Genomic DNA, 23,665 nt, shown 5'->3' with positions numbered 1-23,665 from the left:
AAGAACAATAAGATATATGATTGGAGCATTATTTGCGTTATCGGCATTATACAGACATTTATGTCTACGAAAAAAAAGAATGTCCGAGCGGCTGAAATAAGTGCTTTTTCATATCCACACAACCATTGTATTTAAAGGTTACCCCTTCTTCCAATAGCAACTTTTTTTGTTCTTCCCATCCAGGCACAAGTCTACCTGCCGCATTGACTACCCGATGACAAGGAACAGACAAATCTTGAGGCACTTGTTTTAATGCGCGACCCACCATACGAGAATATTGAGGAAAACCCAGCAGAGCAGCAATCTCTCCATAAGTAGAAACTTTACCTGCAGGGATTTCCTTCACAACTCCATATACATTGCTACAAAATTCTTCAGATAAAACGGTTTTATTTTCCTTATAGTCTTTCATCACCTGCTCATTTTCAAATTCAATGACTTCATATCTCTTTTCATAATCCGGATTTCTTTTTTACTATTATTGGCATTTACTACCGGAAAATACATCAATTCGACTTTTGTCGGATTCAGCGTATATTTACCTGTATAGCGTGGTAACAAAGGAATGTTAAACCGATAAGTACCTATCGGCAATCTTTCACTAAAGATAACTGTCTTTTCTTTGAAATACTCACGATATACTTCACATCCAGAAGTATAAACCGGTTTTGAGTCATAACTACATCCCGCAGGAATAGGAACATCAATCAACACATATTGAGCATCTTCCCGCTTCACTTGTAAAGTGACAGTCAAGATAACCGGAATACCTGCGGTCAATGTGTCACTACTCAAAACTGATTCTATTTTAAAAGCATCACTTTCATGAGCATCCAACACACGCTTCTTAGAATACGCGCTATAAAGCAAAAGGTTATTTCCTGTTTTCGCTATTATTGAGCTATCACCTGCTTCCAACCTGAAATGATAAGGAAATTCAGATATCTGCTTATTCTCCTTACCATGTATTGAAACGACTGTTTCCGTACATTTTATAGAGTCTGCCAACAAATCGGATAAAACAGTAGCCACTGCTGAGGATGCCTGATACGTATTCCATCCCTGCTGACGGGTACGCAAAATATATAATTGCATATTTTCTTTCAAATAACACAAAGAAGAATCATTCTTAACCATCCGATAAGCAATTAATGTATTCATCAAATGATCTCCTTCCCAATATTTTGCACGTCGTCCATCACTACAATATACACCTCCTAATACATCCTTTTTAAGATAATGACGTAAACTATCACCCACATTTATCGAATCTGTCCGCTGCATCATCTCCCAAAGAAGCAACTTGTCCTTTAAGAATGATACAGGGACATACGTATCATTCTTACTCATCAACGAATCTTCCCGTTGCTCCAACTTCCTAATCAACGGATTAAACAGATTAGCTACTTTAGAGCTATTAATTGTGACTCCCCAATCAGATAGTGCATGGAGAATTTCAATATCCTCCAGATTCATTCCACGATAGGGATACATATGAATATAATCCTTTTCTAATCCTTTTACGTCTAACTCTACTGTATATCCTTCGTCCTTAGCCATCTTTAAGGCTCGTAGTATATGCGCCGACATCCAATAAGATGTATCCTCACTATTACCCCACCACGACCATAATTTCTGTTTATTCTGATTTCTCAGCAAATGACGAATGATTGATTTTATATCTTTGTCTACTTTTACTTGTTCATTTTCATATTGCATATAAAGCCGATAAGATAACAACCCCACTAGTTTAGATGCTAGCTGTTCATTGCACAGGTATTTATACCCTGTCAAATAACTTGTAGCTTCTTTATAAATATCTAACGGATTATTAGTTATACTGACAGTAATTGCTTCATTCTCGCCGGCATGTATACTCACCGGCTTCGTATCCTGCAAAATGCCTAATATACCTTGTGCCAATTCCGTACCTTGAGATAATACTGGAATAGTATATACTTCTCCGTCACGATAACCATCATCACGAGTAAAAAGATAACTCACAGTTACACTGTCAGTATTGGCAACTCGCAACGGTAATGTTTCATGAACCCCTTCTGTCAAGTTCACTTCCCGACGGTTTAATGTATCACTTCCAACAGCAAAGAGAGTTTGTCCCTTGACTTGTTGTTTCTCCAGATAATTACGAATAGTTCCAGTTATCCCGCTTTCATCTCCCTCCACAAAGAAACGGGGAGTTTTCAATTCAGCCATTAGCGGTTTATAGGAACGAATGGAACGGCGAAATGTACCAGTCTGCAATCGTCGATTCATAGCATATACTACTGTCTCCCATTTAGTCACATTATCAGGAAAAGTCGCCTCAAACTGTGCCTTTCCTTTTTTATCCGTATATAAACGTGGTTGCCAAAAAGCAACATCCGAGAAATTACGACGAATCCCATTTAACTGCATCAGTTCACTATACAGTTGTTCCATATCAGCTTTCGTCTCTTCTTTTTCATTCATCTCCTCAGCCTCTTCTAAAGGAACAGAAGATGAAGATCTTACCGAACCATCCGAAACTACTCCTGCCAGACTTCCTGTGAATGAGGTTTTCGATTGCCTTCCCAATCCAGTCACCACCACTTCTTCCAAAACAACATTATCTTCTTCCATCGTAACAAACAAGTCCATACCAGAAACAGCTTGCATTTCTTGTCGTTTATAACCGATATAGCAAAATTGAAGTATCTCCCCTCTTCCGCAGTTTAGCTCAAAATAACCGTCCATATTTGTAATTGTTCCCTCTTGTGTTCCTTTAATCATCACAGAAACTCCTATGATGGGTTCTCCAGAAGGGGCTGTTACATAACCACAAACCATATTTCCATATCTTCGTGTTGGCCGTTTAAGACTCATACTCCGACCTTTTTGTTGATTAACGCCAATGCCGCCTACAGAACCGCTAACTGAAAGCCAAGATGCAGACAATGAATCACATTCATTCAAAGCTATACTTTCCATATTAACATCCAGATAAGTATTAGACTTCACTGTCAAATTATTCCATTCCAAATACTTTCCATCATTATAAAGCAATATAGCATCATATACGCCGACCGGAAAATGAGCATATGTCTTACTGCCGTTTATCAATGTATCAGGCAATAATAATGCTCCGGTTTCACAATTTCTAAAGAGTAAGTTTGCTACACCGGTAAAATTCTTATCTCTTGGAAGATGAAATTTCAACTTCTTATCCGGCAAAGAAATACAAATTTGAGTAGGAGACCAAATATTCCCTTTCTTGTATTCGGTCAAGAGATCACGAATGACCGCTGAAGTCAAACAGAAATCATCCAACGTTAATATCGTTGCTCCAGATGAAAAACTCAATGTTTTTGGACAAAGATTATCATCTTTAAATTTATAAACTATATTATTCTCAAATTTATAAAAGAACCCACCTTCATGTTTGTACGAAACACCATTCGTATACTGCCAAACAGCCGGTTCAATTGGCCCTACCAATAAAACTTTCTTATAAACAGGTGACAAACCTCGAAGTGAAACAGGGAATTCCTCACCATTTCTTCTCAAACAGGTATAATCTGAATTTTCCTGTACAGGAAGCCTACAAATATACTGTTCATATCGTTTTCTCTCTATATCCGTAAATTCGCATTCTTCTTGAGTATTTTTCTGATTCAACCAAATAACCTTTATCCCTTCCGGTACATGTTCCATATCAAAACTAAGAATCGTTTTCTTACCCGGTTCAAAAGCAATTGAATCAATTACAAAAGCACGGTCCGCCATTCGTAAAGTTAGCTTTTGCTTTCCCTGAGGACAACAAGCAAGAAAAGAATACCCTTTCAACTGTTCGGTCCAGGAGAAGTAACAAGGAACATCATTCTGTTCAATCACGTAAATATCAACCGCCTCTCCATTCTTCATTACATATGGTGCAAACTGAGTGGTTCGGTCAGGAGTATCAACTGTATGACGAAATACCTTTCCCGAAGGATAGGCAAACTGATAATAAAGAAGCTGATCCAAATGAAGCAAGCTATTCCAACGTGAATAATCCAACGTGGTAGTATGTAAATAGTCCACTTCATCCATAGAATAAGAGACCCGTTGTTCACGCGCCCGAGGTGTTTTATTATACGAAGGCAAACTGGGTATATTATACTCCAACTGGCTATTGACAGAAAATGCAGTCAAATCTACATTAGCAACAGGATGTCCTTGCACATCCGTTACATTTAATTCCGCTGATACTTTTTGACCCGGATAAACCTGTTCCGGCAAATCGGACTCAATCAGCAAGTGTTTAGCAGAGGATGTATACGCACGTCTTAATTCACATTCCTCGTCTCCCAAAAAGTAGAAGATTTCTACATAATAAACAGAAGAAGGATCGATCAAACCTTGTTTATATTCCAGTTTTTTTCCAAAGCCTTTTCCTAACAGTTGATTTTCCTGATATACATACCATGAAAACTCTAATTGCAAAGGATTGGAAAGCGAAACACAAAGTGAATCATTCTCAATACCTCCTATTAACTCCAATTTAGGATCTATGTCAGAGGGATAAATCCCTGTCTGATATCCAATTTCAGGAAGGTCTAGCCAGTATTTTGTAACAGATTGTTTGAAAGGTTCCTTATAAGGTAAATGAATTTTCTTTTTCTTCTTGTCACCATAATCCAATAATGCTTCCATAGGACGTTCTTCTCCCAAATCTAACAACGACAAGCAAAGGGTATCTCCCTGTATGGTATTACGAATTTCATAACAAGAATGATAGAATGTAGCTTCACTACGCTGTTCCAACCGCTGATTATCTGAAGTAAACAATACTACTTCCACATTATATACGCAGTTAGAAGCACCAAATAAATCTGAAGGAATATCCACTGTCGCCTTACCTAAAGCATCCAATTCTACCTGCATAGCCATCAAAGTATCTGGAAGCTCCAATAATTCCGAATAGGATTTCAGAACCTCCTGTCTTCTGACAGTCACATCCACAACAGTTTCTCGCAAAGGAAGCCCATTCACGTCTGTGGCACAAATATTTAAACGGTTCTTATTAGGAAAGTAATGTGTATGTGAGTCTAAATTCAATTGCAATTTATTCCCGTTTAGTTCATAATCCTCATATACAAATTCCGTCGTAGCAACAACACGCTCGCGTGCATCTCTAAGTTGCATACTGTACCTTTGCCCCAGTTTCAGTTCCAAAGAATCCACTAATTGAAATTCTCCGGCAAAACCTCCAGGATGATAAGGATTGACAGACAGTATTTTCTTAAATGGATGTTGTCCACCTGTACGTAACCATAAAGAAAGTTCCTGCCTTAATGCTCTTTTATATCTGGAAAGAGCATAAGACTTGAATCGCACTGTCTCACCAGGTTTATACTTATTTTTATCAGTAATCAAATAACTATAAAAATCAGGCTTACCGCTGTATGAACTTCTACCATTCCAAAGTGGGACAAAATGCTTTGTTAAATTGAAGACCGCACGAAATTTATCCAATTCCACAGTTAGAATATGTTGTTCATTTTGTGACCAATTATCATCTGTATATGTATGGCTTATCTCTTCGTAATCTATAACCTGACCATCAACACGAACTTTGGCATCCCCTCGTATTGTCCCTAAAGAATCAACTACTTGCAAAGACAACATCCCATATTCTTTAAAAAGAAAAACTTGAAAAGGAATTGCCGATGCATATTGGTAACGAACTTCGTTTCGGTATACATCAGCCAACAAGAAATGCCCCACAGAAGGTCGGTCTTCCCATGTTTTCGTAAAACTGGCGAATGGTGTCTTCAACACTTTATCCCAATGTTTTTGCTTGAACTTTCCTTTAATAAGTTTCAATGCTTCCTTATTTGTCAGTTCAAAAACCATAGTCTCCGGAGAACTGTTTTCCCAAGTTGTGGATTGGCCATATATCCAACCGGATAGAAATAATAACCCACACAACAAAAAACTTTTAAAACAGAAGTGTTTAGCAATCATAGTATTAATAGTTATCCTCTTTACAAAAATAAGAATTAAAAAGATAAGCCAGCCTTCAAACTTCATATTATTTTATAACTCAATCCTTATCCTTTCCTTTTCAAAAAATCTGTAGGGCTTTCTCCAAACTGTTCTTTATAGCATTTGGTAAAATACGAAGGTGAACTGAATCCTACTTCATAACCAATTTCTGCTACATTCATATCCGAAGAAGCAAGTAAAGACGCCGCTTTCTTTAAACGGGCGATACGAAGTAACTCGTTTGGAGAATAGTTAGTCAATGATTTTATTTTGCGATAGAGCTGTACACGACTTAATCCCATATTTTTACCCAAATCTTCTACATTCAAATTTGAATCTCCCAGTTTCTCCTCAATTAAAGCCTTGAATCTTTCGACAAAATCTTTATCTATGTCGCAAACATCTTCTTTAGCCAAAGTTTGTCCATCTCCAAAGAATTGTTTCAAACGACGATGTGAATCTATCAAATTTCGGACACGTGATAGCAACAGTTGCGAACTGAAAGGTTTGGAAATATAAGAGTCCGCTCCACCGTCATATCCCTGAATTCGTTGCTCATCCAATGAACAAGCTGTTAATAGCATAATAGGAATATGGCAAGTCTGTAATTCACTCTTCAGACGACGACAACATTCTACTCCATCAATACCAGGCATCATCACATCAGAAATAATCAGATCAGGTACATACTTCATTGCTTTTCGAATTCCTTCCGAACCGTTTGCAGCTTCAACAACCGTATATTCCGAATGAAGTAACCCATGAACATAAGAACGGATATCCTCATTATCATCAATAATCAAAATTGATGGCTTGGATGAATCATATCCCTTTTCTAGTTCTTTATCCTCTGCTGACAATAAATCATCTACCTGATAATCCGTAATAGAAGCTACTGTTTCTTCATTCAAAGAATTTAAATGGCCAGTTTGTGCCGGCAACTCAACAGTAAAAACTGTTCCCTGTTTTTCATCGCTTTCCACAGTAATAGCACCACCATGTAATTCAACGAAAGCTTTTACCAACGCCAATCCAATCCCCGAGCCGGCATGATGCATATCTATTTTATAGAAACGATCGAAGATATTCCGAATATGTTCGGCAGAAATTAAAGAACCTGTATTAGCGACTGTAAAACGCAACCACCGTTGTCCTTCCTTTGTAAATGCCAATAAACGCACAGTAACTCTACCATTTTCCGGAGTAAATTTAAATGCATTTGAAAGCAAATTAAAGTAAATTCGTTCCAACTTTTCCACATCCCCCAAAGTATGATAGTCAGTATCCGGCATATTATCAAAAGAAAAATGAATATGCTTTTTACGGGCAGCCGCCTGAAATGACTCATTCCAACTTTCAAAACATGAAAGTAAATCTAAAGGAAGAGGTGTATATTCCATCTTACCATTTTCATATTTGCGGAAGTCCAGAATCTGATTAACCAAACGAAGGAGAATGCTTACATTACGCTGTACTAGCATCAACATTCTGTGCTGGTCCGAATTCAAGGATTTATCAGCTAATAATTGTTCGACCGGATCGGCAACTAATGTCAGTGGAGTGCGAAAATCATGAGATATATTTGTAAAAAAAACTAGTTTTGCATGAGTAGCTTCCTCCAATTGATGAGACAGTTGAATTAATTGGTCACGTTGCTCCTCCAACTTATCACGCTGTTCTTCCAATTGTTTCTTTTGTACAGACAACTCCTTATTCAAACGGTTTTTAGAACGTAGTGCTTTATAAACAACCAGTAACAGACTCCCCACCAACAATAAGATCAACAAACTACCATACAATCCAAATTGTTGGGTAGCTACGCGTGAAAGATAATTGCCAATTCGTCCATTCAACGTTTCTATCTTTTGATCAAGTTCTGAAATATGAGTTGTCTGAAGCTGCATAATCCGGGCATTAGTATGATCTACTACTGCTGTATTCATAACCGTTTCTTTAGGATATGGATTCTTTTGAAGGATATTCATTGCTAATTGCATCACTTTATCACCATTTGTTGGATAGATAAAAGTGGCGTCCAGTACACTATCAAGTACCAATTCCAATCCATTTCCCTCACCCGGCAAAGCATCAATACCCACAAAAATCATCTCTTTTTCTCTTCCAACTTTCTTAGCTGCTTCATAGGCTCCCGGAGCAATACGGTCATTATGAGCAAATACAGCGTCAATTTTAGGATGGCGAAGAAGCATACTATCCATCTCTATTTCCGCAGGACCTCTCTCCCATGCCGCATCTGCCTCATCAATCAATTCTATATCCGGATATTGACTGATCGCAGTAATAAATCCTTCGTGACGTTCCATTGCTGGTGTAGATCCCCTAAGCCCTGTCAGCTCTACAACTTTCCCCTTTCCTTTGAGACGGGAAGCAATATAATTTCCAACGGCACGACCTATTTCATAATTATCTGCTCCAATATATGCCGTATATTTATCAGAAAGAATTTTCCGATCGACCATTATGACAGGAATTCCCTTTTCATATGCTTCTTCCACAACCGGAGTCATCGGAGCGGCTTCATTAGCTGAAACGATCAGTAAATCAACTCCATTGTTCACAAAGTAACTAATATCTTCTGCCTGTTTATGGTTATCATCATTAGCTGACCGGATTTCAACAGACACACCATCATAAAACATTGCTTCACGAAGTATCTCGTCATTCATCTTATGGCGCCAGGAATCATCGCTGCATTGTGCTACACCTATACGGAAACGAGAAGCATCCTGTGTACAAGACACTGTCATAACAAAACAATACAAAAATCCTATCCAATGAAAATACCTCATAATATCGTGTTTTTCTCTACCTTTTTTCTCTTCTACCATACAATCCTAATCTTCTTTATCGATATCGGGATAAAGATAGCAGTTTTCTCTTAAAAGTCAAATAAGAAGAAACAAATATCTTATTGATCTAAAACATCGTTACCACCTTATTTATTTGTACAATAAAAAACCTCTCAAAGCAAATAGGTTTACTTTGAGAGGTTTTTATCTTTACATCTAAAAATATCAGTCTTGTACCAGAGAAACTAAAGCAACTTATCTTTCAAAACAGAAGGAAGTTCCGGCATAGCACCGCTCTGAGTGCAAACATAAGCAGAAACTTCCACAGCCAACCTATGAGCTTCGGGCACGGATTTACCTTTTAAAATAGAAGCGCAAAAAGTAGCAGTAAATGAATCTCCTGCACCGACAGTATCTGCAACAGGCACTTTGGGAGTCTCTTGAAAAGAAACAACTCCCGGAGTGAAAACATAACTTCCATTCGTACCACAAGTCAATATCAACATTTTTAGATTATACTTAGCCAAGAGAATCCAACATTTATCCTGCAGGTCAATACCCGGATACCCAAACATTCGACTAATAGTCACCAATTCTTCATCATTAATTTTCAGAATATTACAACGTTGAAATGACTCGCGCAACACTTCCTTCGTATAAAAATTCTGCCGAAGATTAATATCAAATATCTTCAATTGCCCTTCCATATCCGGCATCGTATCGAGAAAACGATTGATAGTAGCACGACTAACTTCATTCCGTTGTGCTAAAGAACCAAAACAAACGGCACGTGTATTCAACGCCAAACGCTTTAGCTCATCCGTAAACGGAATATTATCCCATGCAACTCCTTCTTTGATTTCATAACAAGGTACCCCCTCACCGTCGAGCGTTACCTGTACCGTACCAGTAGGATAGTCTACACATTCAATCTGATGTTGCAGCTTCTTTTCTTTGAATACTTTCAGAATCTCATCCCCCAATTCATCTTTTCCTATTGCACTTACTACACGACTATCATATCCAAACTGTGAAACATGGTATGCAAAATTTGCCGGAGCACCGCCTATTTTCTTTCCTTCGGGTAATACGTCCCACAGGGCCTCACCCATACCTACTATTATATTATTCATAATCAACAAATTTTATTTTCAACAAATATAAAATTATTTTCTAATACGAAATGTAAAAAACAGCAAATAAAGTACCCCAATAGTCATTACTGCAACTGCACCATTCTGCCCTATTGCATCAGATGCAACTCCCATTGCCAACGGAAAAACAGTTCCTCCGAAAAGTCCCATGATCATCAAACCGGAAACCTCATTTTTCTTACCCGGTAAATAAAGTAGTGCTTGAGAGAAAATAACAGAAAATACATTTGAGTTGCCAAAACCAATCAAAGCAATACAAGCATAAATCATTGTCTTATCGTGGAATATAAATAACCCTACCATTGCAACTAGCATCATAATAACACTGAAACCAAAGAAAGATTTCGGAGACATCATGCGTAATATGAATGTACCCAACAAACAACCAAATGTACGGGAAATAAAATAAAAACTTGTTGCTGAAGTAGCATCGTACAAACTCATTCCAAGACGTTCCATCAATATTTTAGGAGCAGTAGTGTTTGCCCCTACATCTATACCAACATGGCACATGATTCCTAAGAAACAGAGCAAGATAAACGGTTTACCCAACAATGCCAGACACTGTCCGAAAGTAGAAGGTTTACCCTCTTCTTTTTCTTCTTCAATATGCGTAGCATTAAGCAACAGAATAGCAATAACTGCTATAATCATATAAATAGGAAATAGTACACGCCAACCTAAACCCAAAGACGGAATCACCTGAGTTGCTCCCCACATGGCAATGAATGGTGCCAAGAAAGAAGCGATTGCTTTTACAAACTGTCCGAAAGTAAGACTGCTTGCCAAACGGTCACCTCGTACTATATTAGAAAGAAGCGGATTCAAAGAAGTCTGCATCAAAGCATTTCCAATACCTAACAAAGAAAAAGAAACCAACATTAACATATAACTATCACCAAAGATCGGCAAGAGTAAAGAGATGAAAGTTATCACCAGACTTAACAAGACTGTTTTTCTTTGTCCAATACGGTTCATCAACATACCTGTAGGTACTGAAAAAATCAAAAACCAGAAGAATACTAATGAAGGGAAGATATTAGCCTGAGAATCGGATAATCCCAAATCCTGTTTTACATAATTAGAAGCAATGCCCACCAAATCGACGAAGCCCATAGCAAAGAAGCAAAACATCACAGGGATAAGCTTTGAAAGAGAAGAATTTTTTGTATTTTCCATCGTTTTATCTTATTAGTTTATTAATATATGCTACTTATATTCTGAAAATAAAATATCATACGGTAATTATCCGTTTTTCCTTTTTACCTATTCTTTTTTACTACTTTTCCAAATCAAAAAGACTCGGCAATTTTGTTCCTGCAAAAGTAGCGCAAATCAACTTTACCAACTGAAACATTTGTTTCATTCTCTGTTATATTTGATACCTTTAGATGTTTTTTGATAAAAGGGTAAATAAGACATTCTATGGATAAATTATTTTTTTGCCATTCCACCTCTCTACTATTATCTTTTTCATTTCAGCAAACGATGTATTCTCCTTGCATGAATATAGTGTCATACAAATCATTACTAATATTACAATATTTATCAATTCCCTTATATTTAATCATCTTTGAATTCATACAAGATCAAGAGCGGATTATCATCCTCAGTATTATAATTCTTAATTTGGTCAATCACTTCAGGTGGATAATCACTCATTTTTATTCGATTCTCATCCATTTCATTCTTAAACATCTGTATAGTCTTATTATTCCAAATTCTAATGACTGTATTTCCGAAAGTTGCTATAAATGAAGAAAGTTCAGGACCACAATTTTGTATGTATTTACTAAGATATACGCCCTCATTATCCCTTTTATCCCACAAAACAGCACCTAATAAGTTATCTGCTATGATGAAATCTCGTAAAATGTATCTCTTATTTTCGAAATAATTGGATGTCCCCGTAGTATATTTATTTTCTTTTGCAATTCTCCCAATAGTCTTCCCATAATCATATTTATCTTTTTCCAACTCTTGCTGCAATTTATGCAAATTTATATTCTTCCTACCCCTCGCAATCATATAAGGTACAATCGTATCATTTTTGAAAGAGAAAATAGTATCTGTAAATAAAGCACCAAAATGAAATTCGCCATCAATGTAAGTAAAAGGATGCATACAAAAATTAATCATAAAATGCTCCAAATATTCTCCCGGATATTTTCTTATCTTCTTCTTAATAGAAAAATTATTCTTATCCACAACAAAAAACATGTTATTGCCTTCCCAATTCGTCCCAGAATAACAAAATAAGTTATCATCTATCACTTTTGCTTTTTCCATGAAATCTAAATGTGGATTATTATGTTTTATTTTATTAATGAAAGTTCCCTCTTTATCGTATCGGATAACTGTAGAAGTCAACCCATCAACAATATTGACAATCCCTTCTTTCTCATCTATGAAAAAAGAGCTAATATTTATATATTCCTCCGGACCTTGTCCCCTTGTTCCGATTTTATACAGATAATTGCCCTCTAAATCAAAGACAAACAAGTTGGAGACAGACAGGTACTTGTCTAAAATATAAAACTTATTATCATATAGTTCGAGTTGGATTATTCCTCCAATTAAATTTTCATCAAGGGTTTCCAATTTAACAATCTTAATGGATTTAAAATATTTGGTATCTCCATACTTTATAGATTGCACTTTAAGGAAGTGATCAGTTTCCATCTCAAAAAGTTCAGTACTTTCATTCTTTGAATTAGATGTGTCACACATATAAAGACACAAAGAAAATAATAATATTAGAATATATTTATTTCCCATTATCCACGCAAGTTAGTTACCGTTCAGTTTGAATCGCCCAAGTGTGTTGTTTGTTTTGCTAAAAGCATAAATATAAGATCCATCAGCGCAAAATGAAGTATAAGATATTTCTGGTAATCTATACACACCAGTAACATGCATATTAGGCTCTAACTCCACTTTTATAATTGTATTCCTCTCATAGTTATTTCCAAGAGTGGCACATAATAAATAAATGGCATCTCCATACATATAAGCATCTTCTATCATCACATAATAAGAATTATCGTCCAACACTTTTGATCTAATAAAGTGAATATTAGATTTTATCATCGGAACATCTGAAAAATCAAATGAATATAAAAGTTTATTGGTCTCCAATTCATACTTTTCAATAATTGGTTGATTATCCGAAATAGCGTAGTAGTGCTTCTTACCACATAAAAGATAACGGTTATTTCTATTAAGATTCTCTTTAGCTGTAGTAAATTGGAAGTTTTTTCCAGTAAAGACAACATTTGTATCCTTCAGTGCTGCCTTTTCAGGAACAACTATTATACAATTCTGTTCCGTTATATGAGATACATAAAATTTATTTTGATGAATAAAGAAACGCGTACCTGTTGCCCCGATAAGTTCAGTTATAGGTCCATGTTTACATTTTAAAGACAGACTCCGTATTCCCCTCACATTTGCATCCATCATATAGATAGAGTCTGCATCAACATAAATTCCAATAGGATCAAATGAACTACCTGTATGATCTAAACCAGAAAAATCAATAACTGAACCAGCCCGAAAACCTGTATCCAATTTGATTATTCTACCATCTACCTCATCCAACATATATAATGTATCGTTATATATCTGTAATTGTCTTAAATCTCCCAACAAAGTGGAATCTGTCAATGTTTTGACACTACTATCAATGATACACAATCTTTCTTGATTAGAGTTACATGAAATCAATAACAATAACATGAGAAAAAATAATAGTTTCATTATATTTATATATTTAAATGAGATTGAGTTATAAGTCATCTTCAGTTTATCAACAAGTATATTTCATGCCTTCACACTTGACATATCCTATCTTTAAGGTTCCTTCTGTACCTCTTGTACAATCTCCAGTACTACTATTACACCACATATTTTTTATTCTTCTTAAAATTTGATGTTAATACTTTTAAACTGCATCCCTATAACAATCCAGTAATTACCTACTCTTTATATCCAATTAGCGCATCGTAACCTACCTTCTTTTTCTAAAGTAAGAAAAAAAATATTAAACAAACGAATATCCAAGGTTATTTTTTCATTTATTAACGTAACATACAAGAGTAACTTTCCAAACTTCATTCCATGAATAGGATTGTCTGATTTACACAATAATGACATTCAAACGACAATGATTATTATATTGACGAAAATGCTTAGCTTAAGGATATTATGAATTTAGATGAAACATATTTCTGATATATCCTATTTTTGATTTATTTTTGTGACACGAAATCTATTTAAATTATGCAATACATAGAAAATTGAGATACTCTGCATATAGCCAATTAGTAATTTATCGAGATAATTGATCAATATTCTAGTTTGACAATTAATAACTTAATTCGTTTTTTACGTATTATAATAAACAATGATATGAAAACAATATCCAACTCTCAAATCAGCATTCAAGTATCTCCCCATGGAGCTGAACTTTGCAGTATCTTTGCCAATGGGAAAGAGTATTTATGGCAAGCAGACCCCGCATTCTGGAAACGTCATTCTCCAGTACTTTTCCCCATTGTAGGAAGTGTTTGGGAAAATGAATACCGCGTTGGAAAAGCTCTTTATAGTCTAACCCAACATGGATTTGCTCGTGATATGGAATTTACACTTATCTCCGAAGAAACAGATGAACTTCGTTACCGTCTTATCAACAATCAAGAAACTTTGGCAAAATATCCTTATCCTTTCTGTTTGGAAATAGGTTATCGTATTCATAATAAACAAGTCGAAGTAATCTGGGAAGTCAAAAATACAGGAGAAAAAGAAATGTTTTTTCAGATCGGTGCTCACCCTGCTTTTTATTGGCCTGACTTTGAAGAAGCAGTTCAAGAACGAGGATATTTCGGCTTTAATAAAAAGGACCATCTGAACTATATCCTAATTTCCGAAAAAGGATGTGTCGACCCTTTTACTGAATATCCACTAGTATTAACAGATGGATTACTACCATTAGATACTCATACTTTCGATAATGATGCATTGATTATAGAAAATAGTCAGGTAAAAACCGTTACCCTATATAATAGAGAGAAAAAGGCATATCTCAGCCTTCACTTTACAACACCAGTAGTAGGATTATGGTCACCTCCTGGCAAGAATGCTCCGTTTGTATGTATCGAACCCTGGTACGGAAGATGTGACCGGACTCACTATACCGGAGAATATAAAGACAAAGATTGGATGCAACATCTACAAGCAGGTGAGACCTTCAAAGGAGGATACACAATAGAAATCAATGAATAACCATAGGGTATTCAAATAAGCTCTTTGCACACTCATATCCTTCTTCATAAAAATCCGTCAATTTCTGAATATCCCGTTCAATGCGGTCCACTATCACTGGCTTTAATGGACGGATCACCATAATTTTACCTTCGTTCTCCATACGTTCCACCATATCCAACTGCTCGTTATATACAGCACAACGACGACTAAGTGCCTCACGCAGTTTCGGATATTTCCGATATACAAAAGAAGGTATACGAATATCTTTAGAGTCTTTCCGGTAACCACGATTACGAGTCAATACAACTACATTTTTGACATATCCATCTGCTATAGCACGTTGTAAAGGAATAGAATCTACAATTCCTCCATCAAGCATAGGAACACCATCTACATAGGCAATAGGGCAAACAAAAGGCAAACTACTTGATGCACGAACAATATCAATTACTCTATGCTTATCTTTTTTTTCTTCAAAATAATTAGCTTCCCCCGTCAGACAGTTTGTTGTCACCATCACGTAACGTTCAGATGAAGAAAAATAAGTTTTATAATCATAGGGAAGAATATGTTCTGGAAATTCATTAAACAGTAAGTCAAAATCAAGAATATTACGCTTCTTGAGTAAATACTTCAAACCGATATAATTATATTTTTCCAATAAATCTATGTTGCTATATTTAGCACGCCCTCGCTGACGAGAAGCATATGATAGTCCGTTACACGCCCCTGCAGAAACTCCTATCGTATAGGGAAAACGAATATCACGATCCATCAAATAGTCAAGTACACCACAGGTAAACACTCCGCGCATACCACCACCTTCCAACACCAACCCTGTAAATTTATCTATCTCTAAATTCCTCATTTATTTCCATTATTTTTATTTTCGCGAATCACTAACAAAGAAGACAGTTTAGATAACACTTCCTCTTTTTCCGCCAATTTTGTATATGAAAGATGGCTCATAATCAGCAAACCATCTTTATCCTCTGTTATCAAATCATCAGCTTTGGTAAAACCAACCGGGAAAATCAATCCCGGATATTTCCCCATTAATTCTCTTACTTTCAACCGAAACCTATCATCATCGGTATCAAAAAGAAAAAGACGGACAGAATGACCAGCTACAAGGATTTCTTCCAAATAGAAGAACAGAAATATATCAATCATGCCTCCAAGTACCAAACTGATCATTGCTCCTTCCCGATAATGACGGTTCACAAACACTGCTACCGGACACTTCACCTGCTCCAATACCTCATCAATCTTATCCCGAAATAAAGACAACCACAAAATAGCCCCGGGCGTTGTTCCCGACGCATCCGGACGATAATGACTACCCGCTCCTAACAATAACATATCCGGTCGTTCTTTACGTACAAAATGAATCATCTCCTGTACCAGTTTATCAGTCACCCGATAACGGTTATCCACCTGAATATCCAACTCTTTTGCCCGTTGATTTACCAAAGCAAAACTTTCCCGGGCATAGTACTCCGCATTCAAAGGATTCAAGTCCGTACCAACTGTGTAGTGAGCAGTAATTAAATGTTCTTTTTTCAATTTCTGTCCAAACAACAGATAGTAAACAGATAGAAGATTTCTTCCCGATTCCGGTCTTCCAAAACACAAAATCAATTTACGCTTCAAAGATAGCTTTTCTTCCCGATGTACAAAAAAACGTTCGACTAAATGTAACAACGGAGTAGTCATAAAAGTAGTAACCAATGCCATAATAACTAAAATGACAAAAATAGACGGAGGAAGAACTCCCATTTCATAACCAATATTTAATGCGACCAACTCCATTAATCCGCGAGTATTCATCAAGGTTCCTACTGTCAAACTATCCTTCCAAGACTCTCCGACCAAACGAGCTGCTACAGCACATCCACCTAACTTTCCCGCTACAGCTACCGTCACTAACAATAAACACACGAACCATAGTTCCAGACTATTTATCAAACCGATTTCCGTACGAAGCCCGGTGAAAGCAAAAAACAAGGGTAAGAAGAATACCAATGAAATATCCTCTACCTTTTCCATCATTACCTTACGGAAACCAATATTAGAAGGCATCACTACTCCTGCCATAAAAGCACCAAACAATGCATGAATGCCTATTACCTCAGTAATGCAAGATGAAATAATCAGAATTAAAAGGATAAAAGCAACAAAAGTCTTATTGATAGCTTCCTGATTTGCATAAACCTCTCCTACCTTTTTCAGAAAGGGACGAACCACCAGGAACATAATTACAATATACACGACAGCCAATCCTACAGAATAGAGAGCACTGGCAAAACTTCCCGCTTTTGAGATAGCTATCACAACTGCCAGCAAACACCAAGCCGTTACATCATCATTAGCCGCCGAAGCAATAGCCAATGTACCCAAGGGAGTTTTTGTCATATTCCGTTCCTGAATGATACGTGCCAGAACAGGAAAGGCAGTAATACTCATCGATATGCCTATAAAAAGGGCAAAAGGAAGAAAAGGTGTCTGAGAAGCCGCATACTCCTCATATATCCAATAAGATGCTAAAATACCTAGAAAGAACGGGACCAAAATACCTGCATGACTGATTACCAATGTTTCATTGATTTTATTCTTCAACACACTGAAATCCAATTCCATACCAATAACAAACATAAAAAGAATCAGACCGACCTGACTCAACAATTCCAGATTAGTCAATGAATCGGGTGGAAAAAGAAATTGAAAAGCATCAGGAAACAAAGCTCCCAATACAGAAGGACCTAATACAATACCGGCAACAATTTCACCTATTACTCCAGGCTGTCCGATATAATTAAAAAGATAACCGAACAAACGAACCATCAGCAAGACGGCTATAATCTGAATAAGCAATGTAGTAAGCGGATGATGCAGATTATCTGTCATAAACTGACAGAACATGGCAAACGGGTCACCTTGTACAACCGTAAGATTTGCTTCATGATGTAAAAATCGATCTCCCTCTTCAATTGCAATATAAATAAGCCCTCCGAAGAAGAGCAGCATTGTAACATAAATAAGGTAATTCTTCCTAATTCTCTTTTGCATAGATCTTGAAGTTTTGTAGTTTGCTGTATATATTATGAATAAAACAAATAAAATCATCACTTAGTTTGCATAAAAATCTAAATTTCCAGGCTAATTCTTGCTTTTATCATTTCTAATTCATAACTTTAGAACACCTTAATCGTTTTAAGGCGGGTGTATAAAAAGTCCTGACCCACAGGCAAAAACTATGAGGATACAATTTGAAATTAAAGAAACATTGCCCAAAATCATTGAGGAAATTATGAATTCTCCCCGATGGATTACTTCTGTATTAGAAGAACTGGATGGTAGAACCATTGTTGTTATCCGAGATCAAGAATACGGGTCGGAAGCTACAATTGAAATATATGCTAAGGAAGTCACTATCAAAACTGCATGGTCGAAATATACATATCGTATATTTGTAACTCAGGACGTAGTTTGGTGTGAGTACAATGGTGCTTATCGAGGACTATTAGAACAAGTACTTTTGCCCACTATTACTCCTAAAGAAAGTCTGCTCAATTCAGAAGTTATTGAAAGCTCTCTTTATGAAAGAGATCATAAAAAGTTAAGGGAATATGCGGAAGATAATGTAAAGCTCAAACAATTCCGTCGGGCGAATTTCGATGAAAGCAGAAATGGTACAGCTTCTTTCGATCATCCCAAACGAGTATATGACGAGTTTATTAAAGAAGATTATATAGCACCCCCAAAGAATCCGGAATAGATTTTAGTGAATTATATTTTTAATAACGCGGATTTATGAGCTTTACAAACTCTTAAAGTCCGCGTTATTTCTTTTCAACATTCAATATATATTTAAGACAATAACCTATATCAGCAGCACTTCAAGAAATGAAAACGCCTAATGATATGCAATGCGAAATAGCCGCTCCTTCTGTACACTACATTCTCTAAAGGAACCTATCGACCTAAAATATAATAAGATTCATTCTTTTTTTATGCAATTAGCATACAATCAGATGGAAATACAACAGGGATTGTTTATATTTGCATTCAAAAATAAATCATATTAATTTCATAAGAATGAAAAAGACAATACTTATTGCTGCCTTAGGTCTGTTCAGCCTGAACATTATGGCACAAGATGCAAAATCCGAAAAAGGATTTGTATTCACAACAGTGAAAGAAAATCCGATCACTTCTATCAAAAACCAAAATCGTTCAAGTACTTGTTGGAGTTTCTCCGCTTTAGGATTCCTTGAATCAGAATTGCTTCGTTTAGGCAAAGGTGAACATGATCTATCAGAAATGTTCGTCGTACACAAAACGATGGAAGACCGCGGAGCAAACTATGTACGCTATCACGGTGACAGTTCTTTCTCCCCGGGCGGAAGTTTCTATGACATATTGTATTGTATGAAAAATTACGGTCTAGTTCCGCAAGAAGCAATGCCAGGCATCATGTATGGTGATTCACTTCCCGTACATAATGAATTAGATGCAGTAGCCGGAGCTTATGTGAATGCAATTGCAAAAGGAAAATTCAGCAAGCTGACTCCTGTATGGAAAAAAGGATTAAGTGCTATCTATGATACATACTTAGGAGTATGCCCTGAAAAATTTACTTACCAAGGCAAAGAATACACTCCAAAATCTTTCGTTGAGTCATTAGGTTTGAAAGCCGAAGATTATGTATCATTAACTTCATATACTCATCACCCATTCTATACTCAATTCGCAATCGAGATCCAAGACAACTGGCGTAACGGTCTGTCATACAACTTGCCTATCGATGAATTGATGGCTGTAATGGATAATGCAGTAAACAAAGGATATACTTTTGCATGGGGTAGCGATGTTAGCGAACAAGGCTTCACTCGTGATGGTATTGCAGTAATGCCTGACGTAAATAAAGATACAGAACAAAGTGGATCTGATATGGCACGCTGGACAGGCCAGACTCCTGCCGACAGACGTAAAGAAATGACTAACCAGCCACGTCCGGAAATGGAAATCACACAAGAAATGCGCCAGGAAGCCTTCGATAACTGGGAAACGACAGATGATCACGGAATGGTTATTTATGGTATCGCAAAAGACCAGAATGGAAAAGAATACTTCATGGTAAAGAACTCATGGGGTAAAGCAGGAAAATACGAAGGTATCTGGTATGCTTCCAAACCATTTGTTGCTTACAAAACAATGAATATTGTAGTACACAAAGATGCACTTCCTAAAGACATCGCTAAGAAATTAGGAATTAAATAAGCTAAAACAGAAGTATTCAGGAGAGGCTGAGTTTACTGATATACTCCGCAAATTTGTCCTTGTAATTATCCCCTACAGGAATATATGTATTTTTATCGAAAATAATACGAAGCCTGGACACTTCAGTTATCTTATGAAGATTGACAATATAAGAACGGTGGACCCGCATAAAATGTGAGGGAAGCCGTTCTTCCATTTTCTGAAGGCTAGAAAGAGTAACAATCGGTTTATCTTCACTTTCCACAAAAATACGAACATATTCACTCATTCCTTCAATATACCGAATATTCTTTATATCAATACGAACGACTTTGTAATCACTCTTCACAAACAACGAATCACCTTTAACCTGGGAAGTATTCCCTAATTCTCCCTGCTGTTCCAATATACGGAATTCATACTGACGGCGTGCTTTATCCGCTGCCTTCAACAAATCCTGGAATTCAAACGGTTTCAACAGATAATCAACTGCATCAAGTTTAAACCCCTCTACTGCATACTCTGAATAAGCCGTAGTGAATATCACCATCGGACAATTAATCAAAGAACGTATAAAATCCAGCCCGTTTAGATCAGGCATATTAATATCTACAAAAATCAGTTCTATTTCTTCTTCAGATAATAATTTCATCGCTTCGAAAGCATCCTGACAAGATTTTACCAAAGTAAGAAAAGGCACGCGGGATATATAATCCGATAGTTGTGTCAATGCCAACGGCTCATCATCAATTGCAATACATCTCATTATAATAAAGGTATTAATAGTAGAACATCAAATTCATCTTCCTTTCCAGTAATGGAAAGAGTATAATCATTGCCAAACAGAAGTCTCAATCGCTTACGGATATTCTCCAACCCGATACCATGATCTTTTTTATTTACCATCCCACCGCAACTGTTAGCACAACGAAATGAAATACGATTTCCTTCTTCCAGTTGCATACTAACATGGATAAAAGACTCCCTACGATAACTGACTCCATGTTTAAAAGCATTCTCAATAAAAGAGATAAAAAGTAAAGGAGGTATTTGTACTTCAGGAACTTCTGTCGGAAAATCGACCTTTATAAAGACCTTATCTGTGAAACGAAGGCTCATCAATGTAATATAGTTTTTTAGAAACTGAATTTCACGAGACAACAGAATAGTTTTATTACTCGCCTCATAGAGTACGTAACGCATCAATTTAGAAAGTTCCACAATAGATCCTTTTGCCTTTTGGTTATCAATATCCACTAATGCATGAATATTATTAAGTGTATTCATAAAAAAATGTGGATTAATCTGATATTTAAGATATTTCAATTCCGATTGCAGACGCTGGTTCTCTAATTCTTTCAAGTGTTCATCATCCCGAACGGATTTAAAGAAAAGCTTGATTGCAATGTTGAAACCAACGATCAGAAAAGCAGTAACAATATGAATCAGATAACGAATGAAGAAAGGAGGAAAAGGAGCCGGTTTCATCAATGAAACCGGCCGTCTATCTTCCCTCACACGAGGTTGAGGTTCCATTTGGGTTTTCTCTTCACTGATATCTTGTTCAGAATTCCAATGTGCATTATTTATTTCCCGCACTCGTTCCCGATGTTTTATTATCTGATTTCTAAGTTGCTCTTTTGTTAGCACACGTTCTTTTGCCATCCGATCTCCTTTTTCAAACGGTATTCCCATAGGCACAGGAACAAAACAAGAAATAGCAATGACAGTACAAACTAAAGAAATAACATATTCTAAATGTTTCTTTCTAAACAAAAAATAAGGGAGCAAACCATAATTATTCACCAAGAAAAGTCCTAAAAAGGGAAGTAAAGCCAACCAAGAACTGCGAACCATTTCGCGTACTTCTTCTCTTTCTCCCCCTCCACTAACAGCAAAATATGCTCCTATCAGCGGGAATAGAAAAACTGCGATCCAGAGAATTGCATAAATACTCTGCTCTAACCATTGTTGTTTACGCAATCTTTGCATGATTATTCATGGTTCCAAGTTATGGATACAAAAGTAAAACCGTTGAAACTTGCCTGCAAAAAGAATCGACTAAAGGAAAGATTTCAACGGTAAACTACATATTTTACCATCCCTAGTTCGAACATCCCTTTCCTACTGAGCTATTCGACATACAATGTCCTCATTACATTTATATCAAGAATGTATATCAAAGAAAAAAGAAGAGATTCTTCGCTACGCTGAATCACAGGAACTTTTGCTCGTAACGACCAATTCTTTTTACTTTCCTAAAGTGATAACAGAACAAAATGGCAGCTATTTCTTATTATGAAACTCCTTTTTTATTACTCTTAATCATTATTTAACTATTAATCTATATCTTTGCTGTCCGAAAACTACCAATCGACAAAATGAAGAAAACTATTACACTTATTGTAATCCTCTTTTGTGCTATCTCCGCACAATCACAGGATGTTTTTATTAATGCTGATTTTGTCAGCAGCTATATATGGAGAGGTATGGACAGTGGAAATGCCTGTGTACAACCTTCTCTCGGTGTCAATTGGAAAGGTTTGACTGCCTATGCCTGGGGATCAACTGAATTCAGAAACAAAAATAATGAAATAGACTTGTCTTTGGAGTATGAGTGCAAGAACCTAACTCTCTACGCCAACAACTACTTTACTCAAACGGAAGAAGAGCCTTTCAAATATTTCAATTACAATTCACATTCTACCGGCCATACATTTGAAATTGGTGCCGGATATATGCTTAGTGAAAAACTTCCTTTATCTATCAGTTGGTATACTGTCTTTGCCGGTAACGACTATCGCGAGAATGAGAAACGTGCATGGTCGAGCTATTGTGAAGTGAGTTACCCATTCAGTGTAAAAGATGTCAGTATGAGTATCGAAGCCGGCTTCACTCCTTGGGACGGTATGTATTCCAACAAATTCAATGTAGTCAATGTAGGACTTTCAGCCACTAAAGAATTAAAGATTACTTCCAACTTCTCACTGCCTATTTTCGGAAAGCTGATCGCTAATCCTTATGAGGAACAAGTTTATTTTGTATTTGGACTTAGTCTATAAACTCAAATAAAAAACACCCTTTTTAGTTTAAACTTGATTTTCTAAACAAACCAAAAACATAGTGGTAAAAGTATTAAATATAATAGTGTCAAATATTACATTTAAA

The 23,665-nt window shown here is 36.4% G+C and carries 15 protein-coding genes; 4 read left to right on the top strand and 11 right to left on the bottom strand.

Annotated features, from left to right (window positions below; genetic code table 11):
* Positions 1 to 64: 64 nt before the first annotated feature.
* From CZ225_RS06770 to CZ225_RS06740, 7 genes are all read right to left on the bottom strand, one after another.
* Entirely contained in the window at positions 65 to 412 is a 348-nt protein-coding gene (locus CZ225_RS06770) for an MGMT family protein (protein ID WP_077153482.1), read from the bottom strand.
* The gene (locus tag CZ225_RS06765; protein WP_234983012.1) at positions 412 to 5,985 is read right to left on the bottom strand and encodes an alpha-2-macroglobulin family protein; all 5,574 of its coding nucleotides are present in this window, start codon (positions 5,983 to 5,985) and stop codon (positions 412 to 414) included. Before CZ225_RS06765 ends, CZ225_RS06770 begins: the two co-directional genes overlap by 1 nt.
* 86 nt (positions 5,986 to 6,071) lie before the next feature.
* Positions 6,072 to 8,774, bottom strand: coding sequence for a hybrid sensor histidine kinase/response regulator transcription factor (locus tag CZ225_RS06760; RefSeq protein WP_394334025.1), 2,703 nt, complete (start codon positions 8,772 to 8,774; stop codon positions 6,072 to 6,074).
* Positions 8,775 to 9,061: 287 nt separating this feature from the next.
* A complete protein-coding gene (locus tag CZ225_RS06755; RefSeq protein ID WP_077153480.1) occupies positions 9,062 to 9,949 on the bottom strand; it encodes a carbohydrate kinase family protein in 888 nt (295 codons plus the stop codon).
* A gap of 33 nt (positions 9,950 to 9,982) precedes the next feature.
* A complete protein-coding gene (locus CZ225_RS06750; protein WP_077153479.1) occupies positions 9,983 to 11,149 on the bottom strand; it encodes an MFS transporter in 1,167 nt (388 codons plus the stop codon).
* A 384-nt stretch (positions 11,150 to 11,533) separates the two neighbouring features.
* On the bottom strand, positions 11,534 to 12,748 hold the full coding sequence (locus CZ225_RS06745; RefSeq protein WP_077153478.1) for a 6-bladed beta-propeller: 1,215 nt from the start codon (positions 12,746 to 12,748) through the stop codon (positions 11,534 to 11,536).
* Positions 12,749 to 12,760: 12 nt separating this feature from the next.
* On the bottom strand, positions 12,761 to 13,729 hold the full coding sequence (locus CZ225_RS06740; protein ID WP_129585761.1) for a hypothetical protein: 969 nt from the start codon (positions 13,727 to 13,729) through the stop codon (positions 12,761 to 12,763).
* 651 nt (positions 13,730 to 14,380) lie between these two features.
* Between CZ225_RS06740 and CZ225_RS06735 the strand changes: the two genes are divergently transcribed.
* Positions 14,381 to 15,253: an aldose 1-epimerase family protein gene (locus CZ225_RS06735; RefSeq protein WP_077153476.1), complete on the top strand. Its 873-nt coding sequence runs from the start codon at positions 14,381 to 14,383 to the stop codon at positions 15,251 to 15,253.
* Here CZ225_RS06735 and CZ225_RS06730 read toward each other — a convergent pair.
* Together CZ225_RS06730 and CZ225_RS06725 are read right to left on the bottom strand one after the other, a co-directional pair.
* The gene (locus tag CZ225_RS06730; RefSeq protein ID WP_077153475.1) at positions 15,243 to 16,103 is read right to left on the bottom strand and encodes a patatin-like phospholipase family protein; all 861 of its coding nucleotides are present in this window, start codon (positions 16,101 to 16,103) and stop codon (positions 15,243 to 15,245) included. The genes CZ225_RS06735 and CZ225_RS06730 overlap by 11 nt on opposite strands.
* Positions 16,100 to 18,304: a cation:proton antiporter gene (locus CZ225_RS06725; protein WP_077153474.1), complete on the bottom strand. Its 2,205-nt coding sequence runs from the start codon at positions 18,302 to 18,304 to the stop codon at positions 16,100 to 16,102. The genes CZ225_RS06730 and CZ225_RS06725 overlap by 4 nt, the downstream gene beginning before the upstream one ends.
* A 187-nt stretch (positions 18,305 to 18,491) precedes the next feature.
* Between CZ225_RS06725 and CZ225_RS06720 the strand changes: the two genes are divergently transcribed.
* Positions 18,492 to 19,013 carry a hypothetical protein gene (locus CZ225_RS06720; protein ID WP_077153473.1) on the top strand — a complete coding sequence of 174 codons (522 nt, stop codon included), beginning with the start codon at positions 18,492 to 18,494 and terminating at the stop codon, positions 19,011 to 19,013.
* Positions 19,014 to 19,333: 320 nt separating this feature from the next.
* Positions 19,334 to 20,518 (top strand): C1 family peptidase, encoded by a 1,185-nt coding sequence (locus CZ225_RS06715; protein ID WP_077153472.1) that lies wholly within the window; start codon positions 19,334 to 19,336, stop codon positions 20,516 to 20,518.
* A 16-nt stretch (positions 20,519 to 20,534) separates the two neighbouring features.
* Here CZ225_RS06715 and CZ225_RS06710 read toward each other — a convergent pair whose 3' ends face one another.
* Positions 20,535 to 21,263: a LytR/AlgR family response regulator transcription factor gene (locus tag CZ225_RS06710; protein WP_077153471.1), complete on the bottom strand. Its 729-nt coding sequence runs from the start codon at positions 21,261 to 21,263 to the stop codon at positions 20,535 to 20,537.
* The gene (locus tag CZ225_RS06705) at positions 21,263 to 22,489 is read right to left on the bottom strand and encodes a sensor histidine kinase (protein ID WP_077153470.1); all 1,227 of its coding nucleotides are present in this window, start codon (positions 22,487 to 22,489) and stop codon (positions 21,263 to 21,265) included. Before CZ225_RS06705 ends, CZ225_RS06710 begins: the two co-directional genes overlap by 1 nt.
* A gap of 389 nt (positions 22,490 to 22,878) precedes the next feature.
* Between CZ225_RS06705 and CZ225_RS06700 the strand changes: the two genes are divergently transcribed.
* Positions 22,879 to 23,559 (top strand): hypothetical protein, encoded by a 681-nt coding sequence (locus CZ225_RS06700; protein ID WP_077153469.1) that lies wholly within the window; start codon positions 22,879 to 22,881, stop codon positions 23,557 to 23,559.
* The last annotated feature ends 106 nt before the right edge of the window (positions 23,560 to 23,665 follow it).

This window comes from Bacteroides bouchesdurhonensis, from assembly GCF_900155865.1.
Classification (GTDB): Bacteria; Bacteroidota; Bacteroidia; order Bacteroidales; family Bacteroidaceae; genus Bacteroides; species Bacteroides bouchesdurhonensis.
The sequence above is the reverse complement of the archived record's forward strand: the minus strand, read 5'-3'. Positions and strand labels throughout refer to the sequence as shown.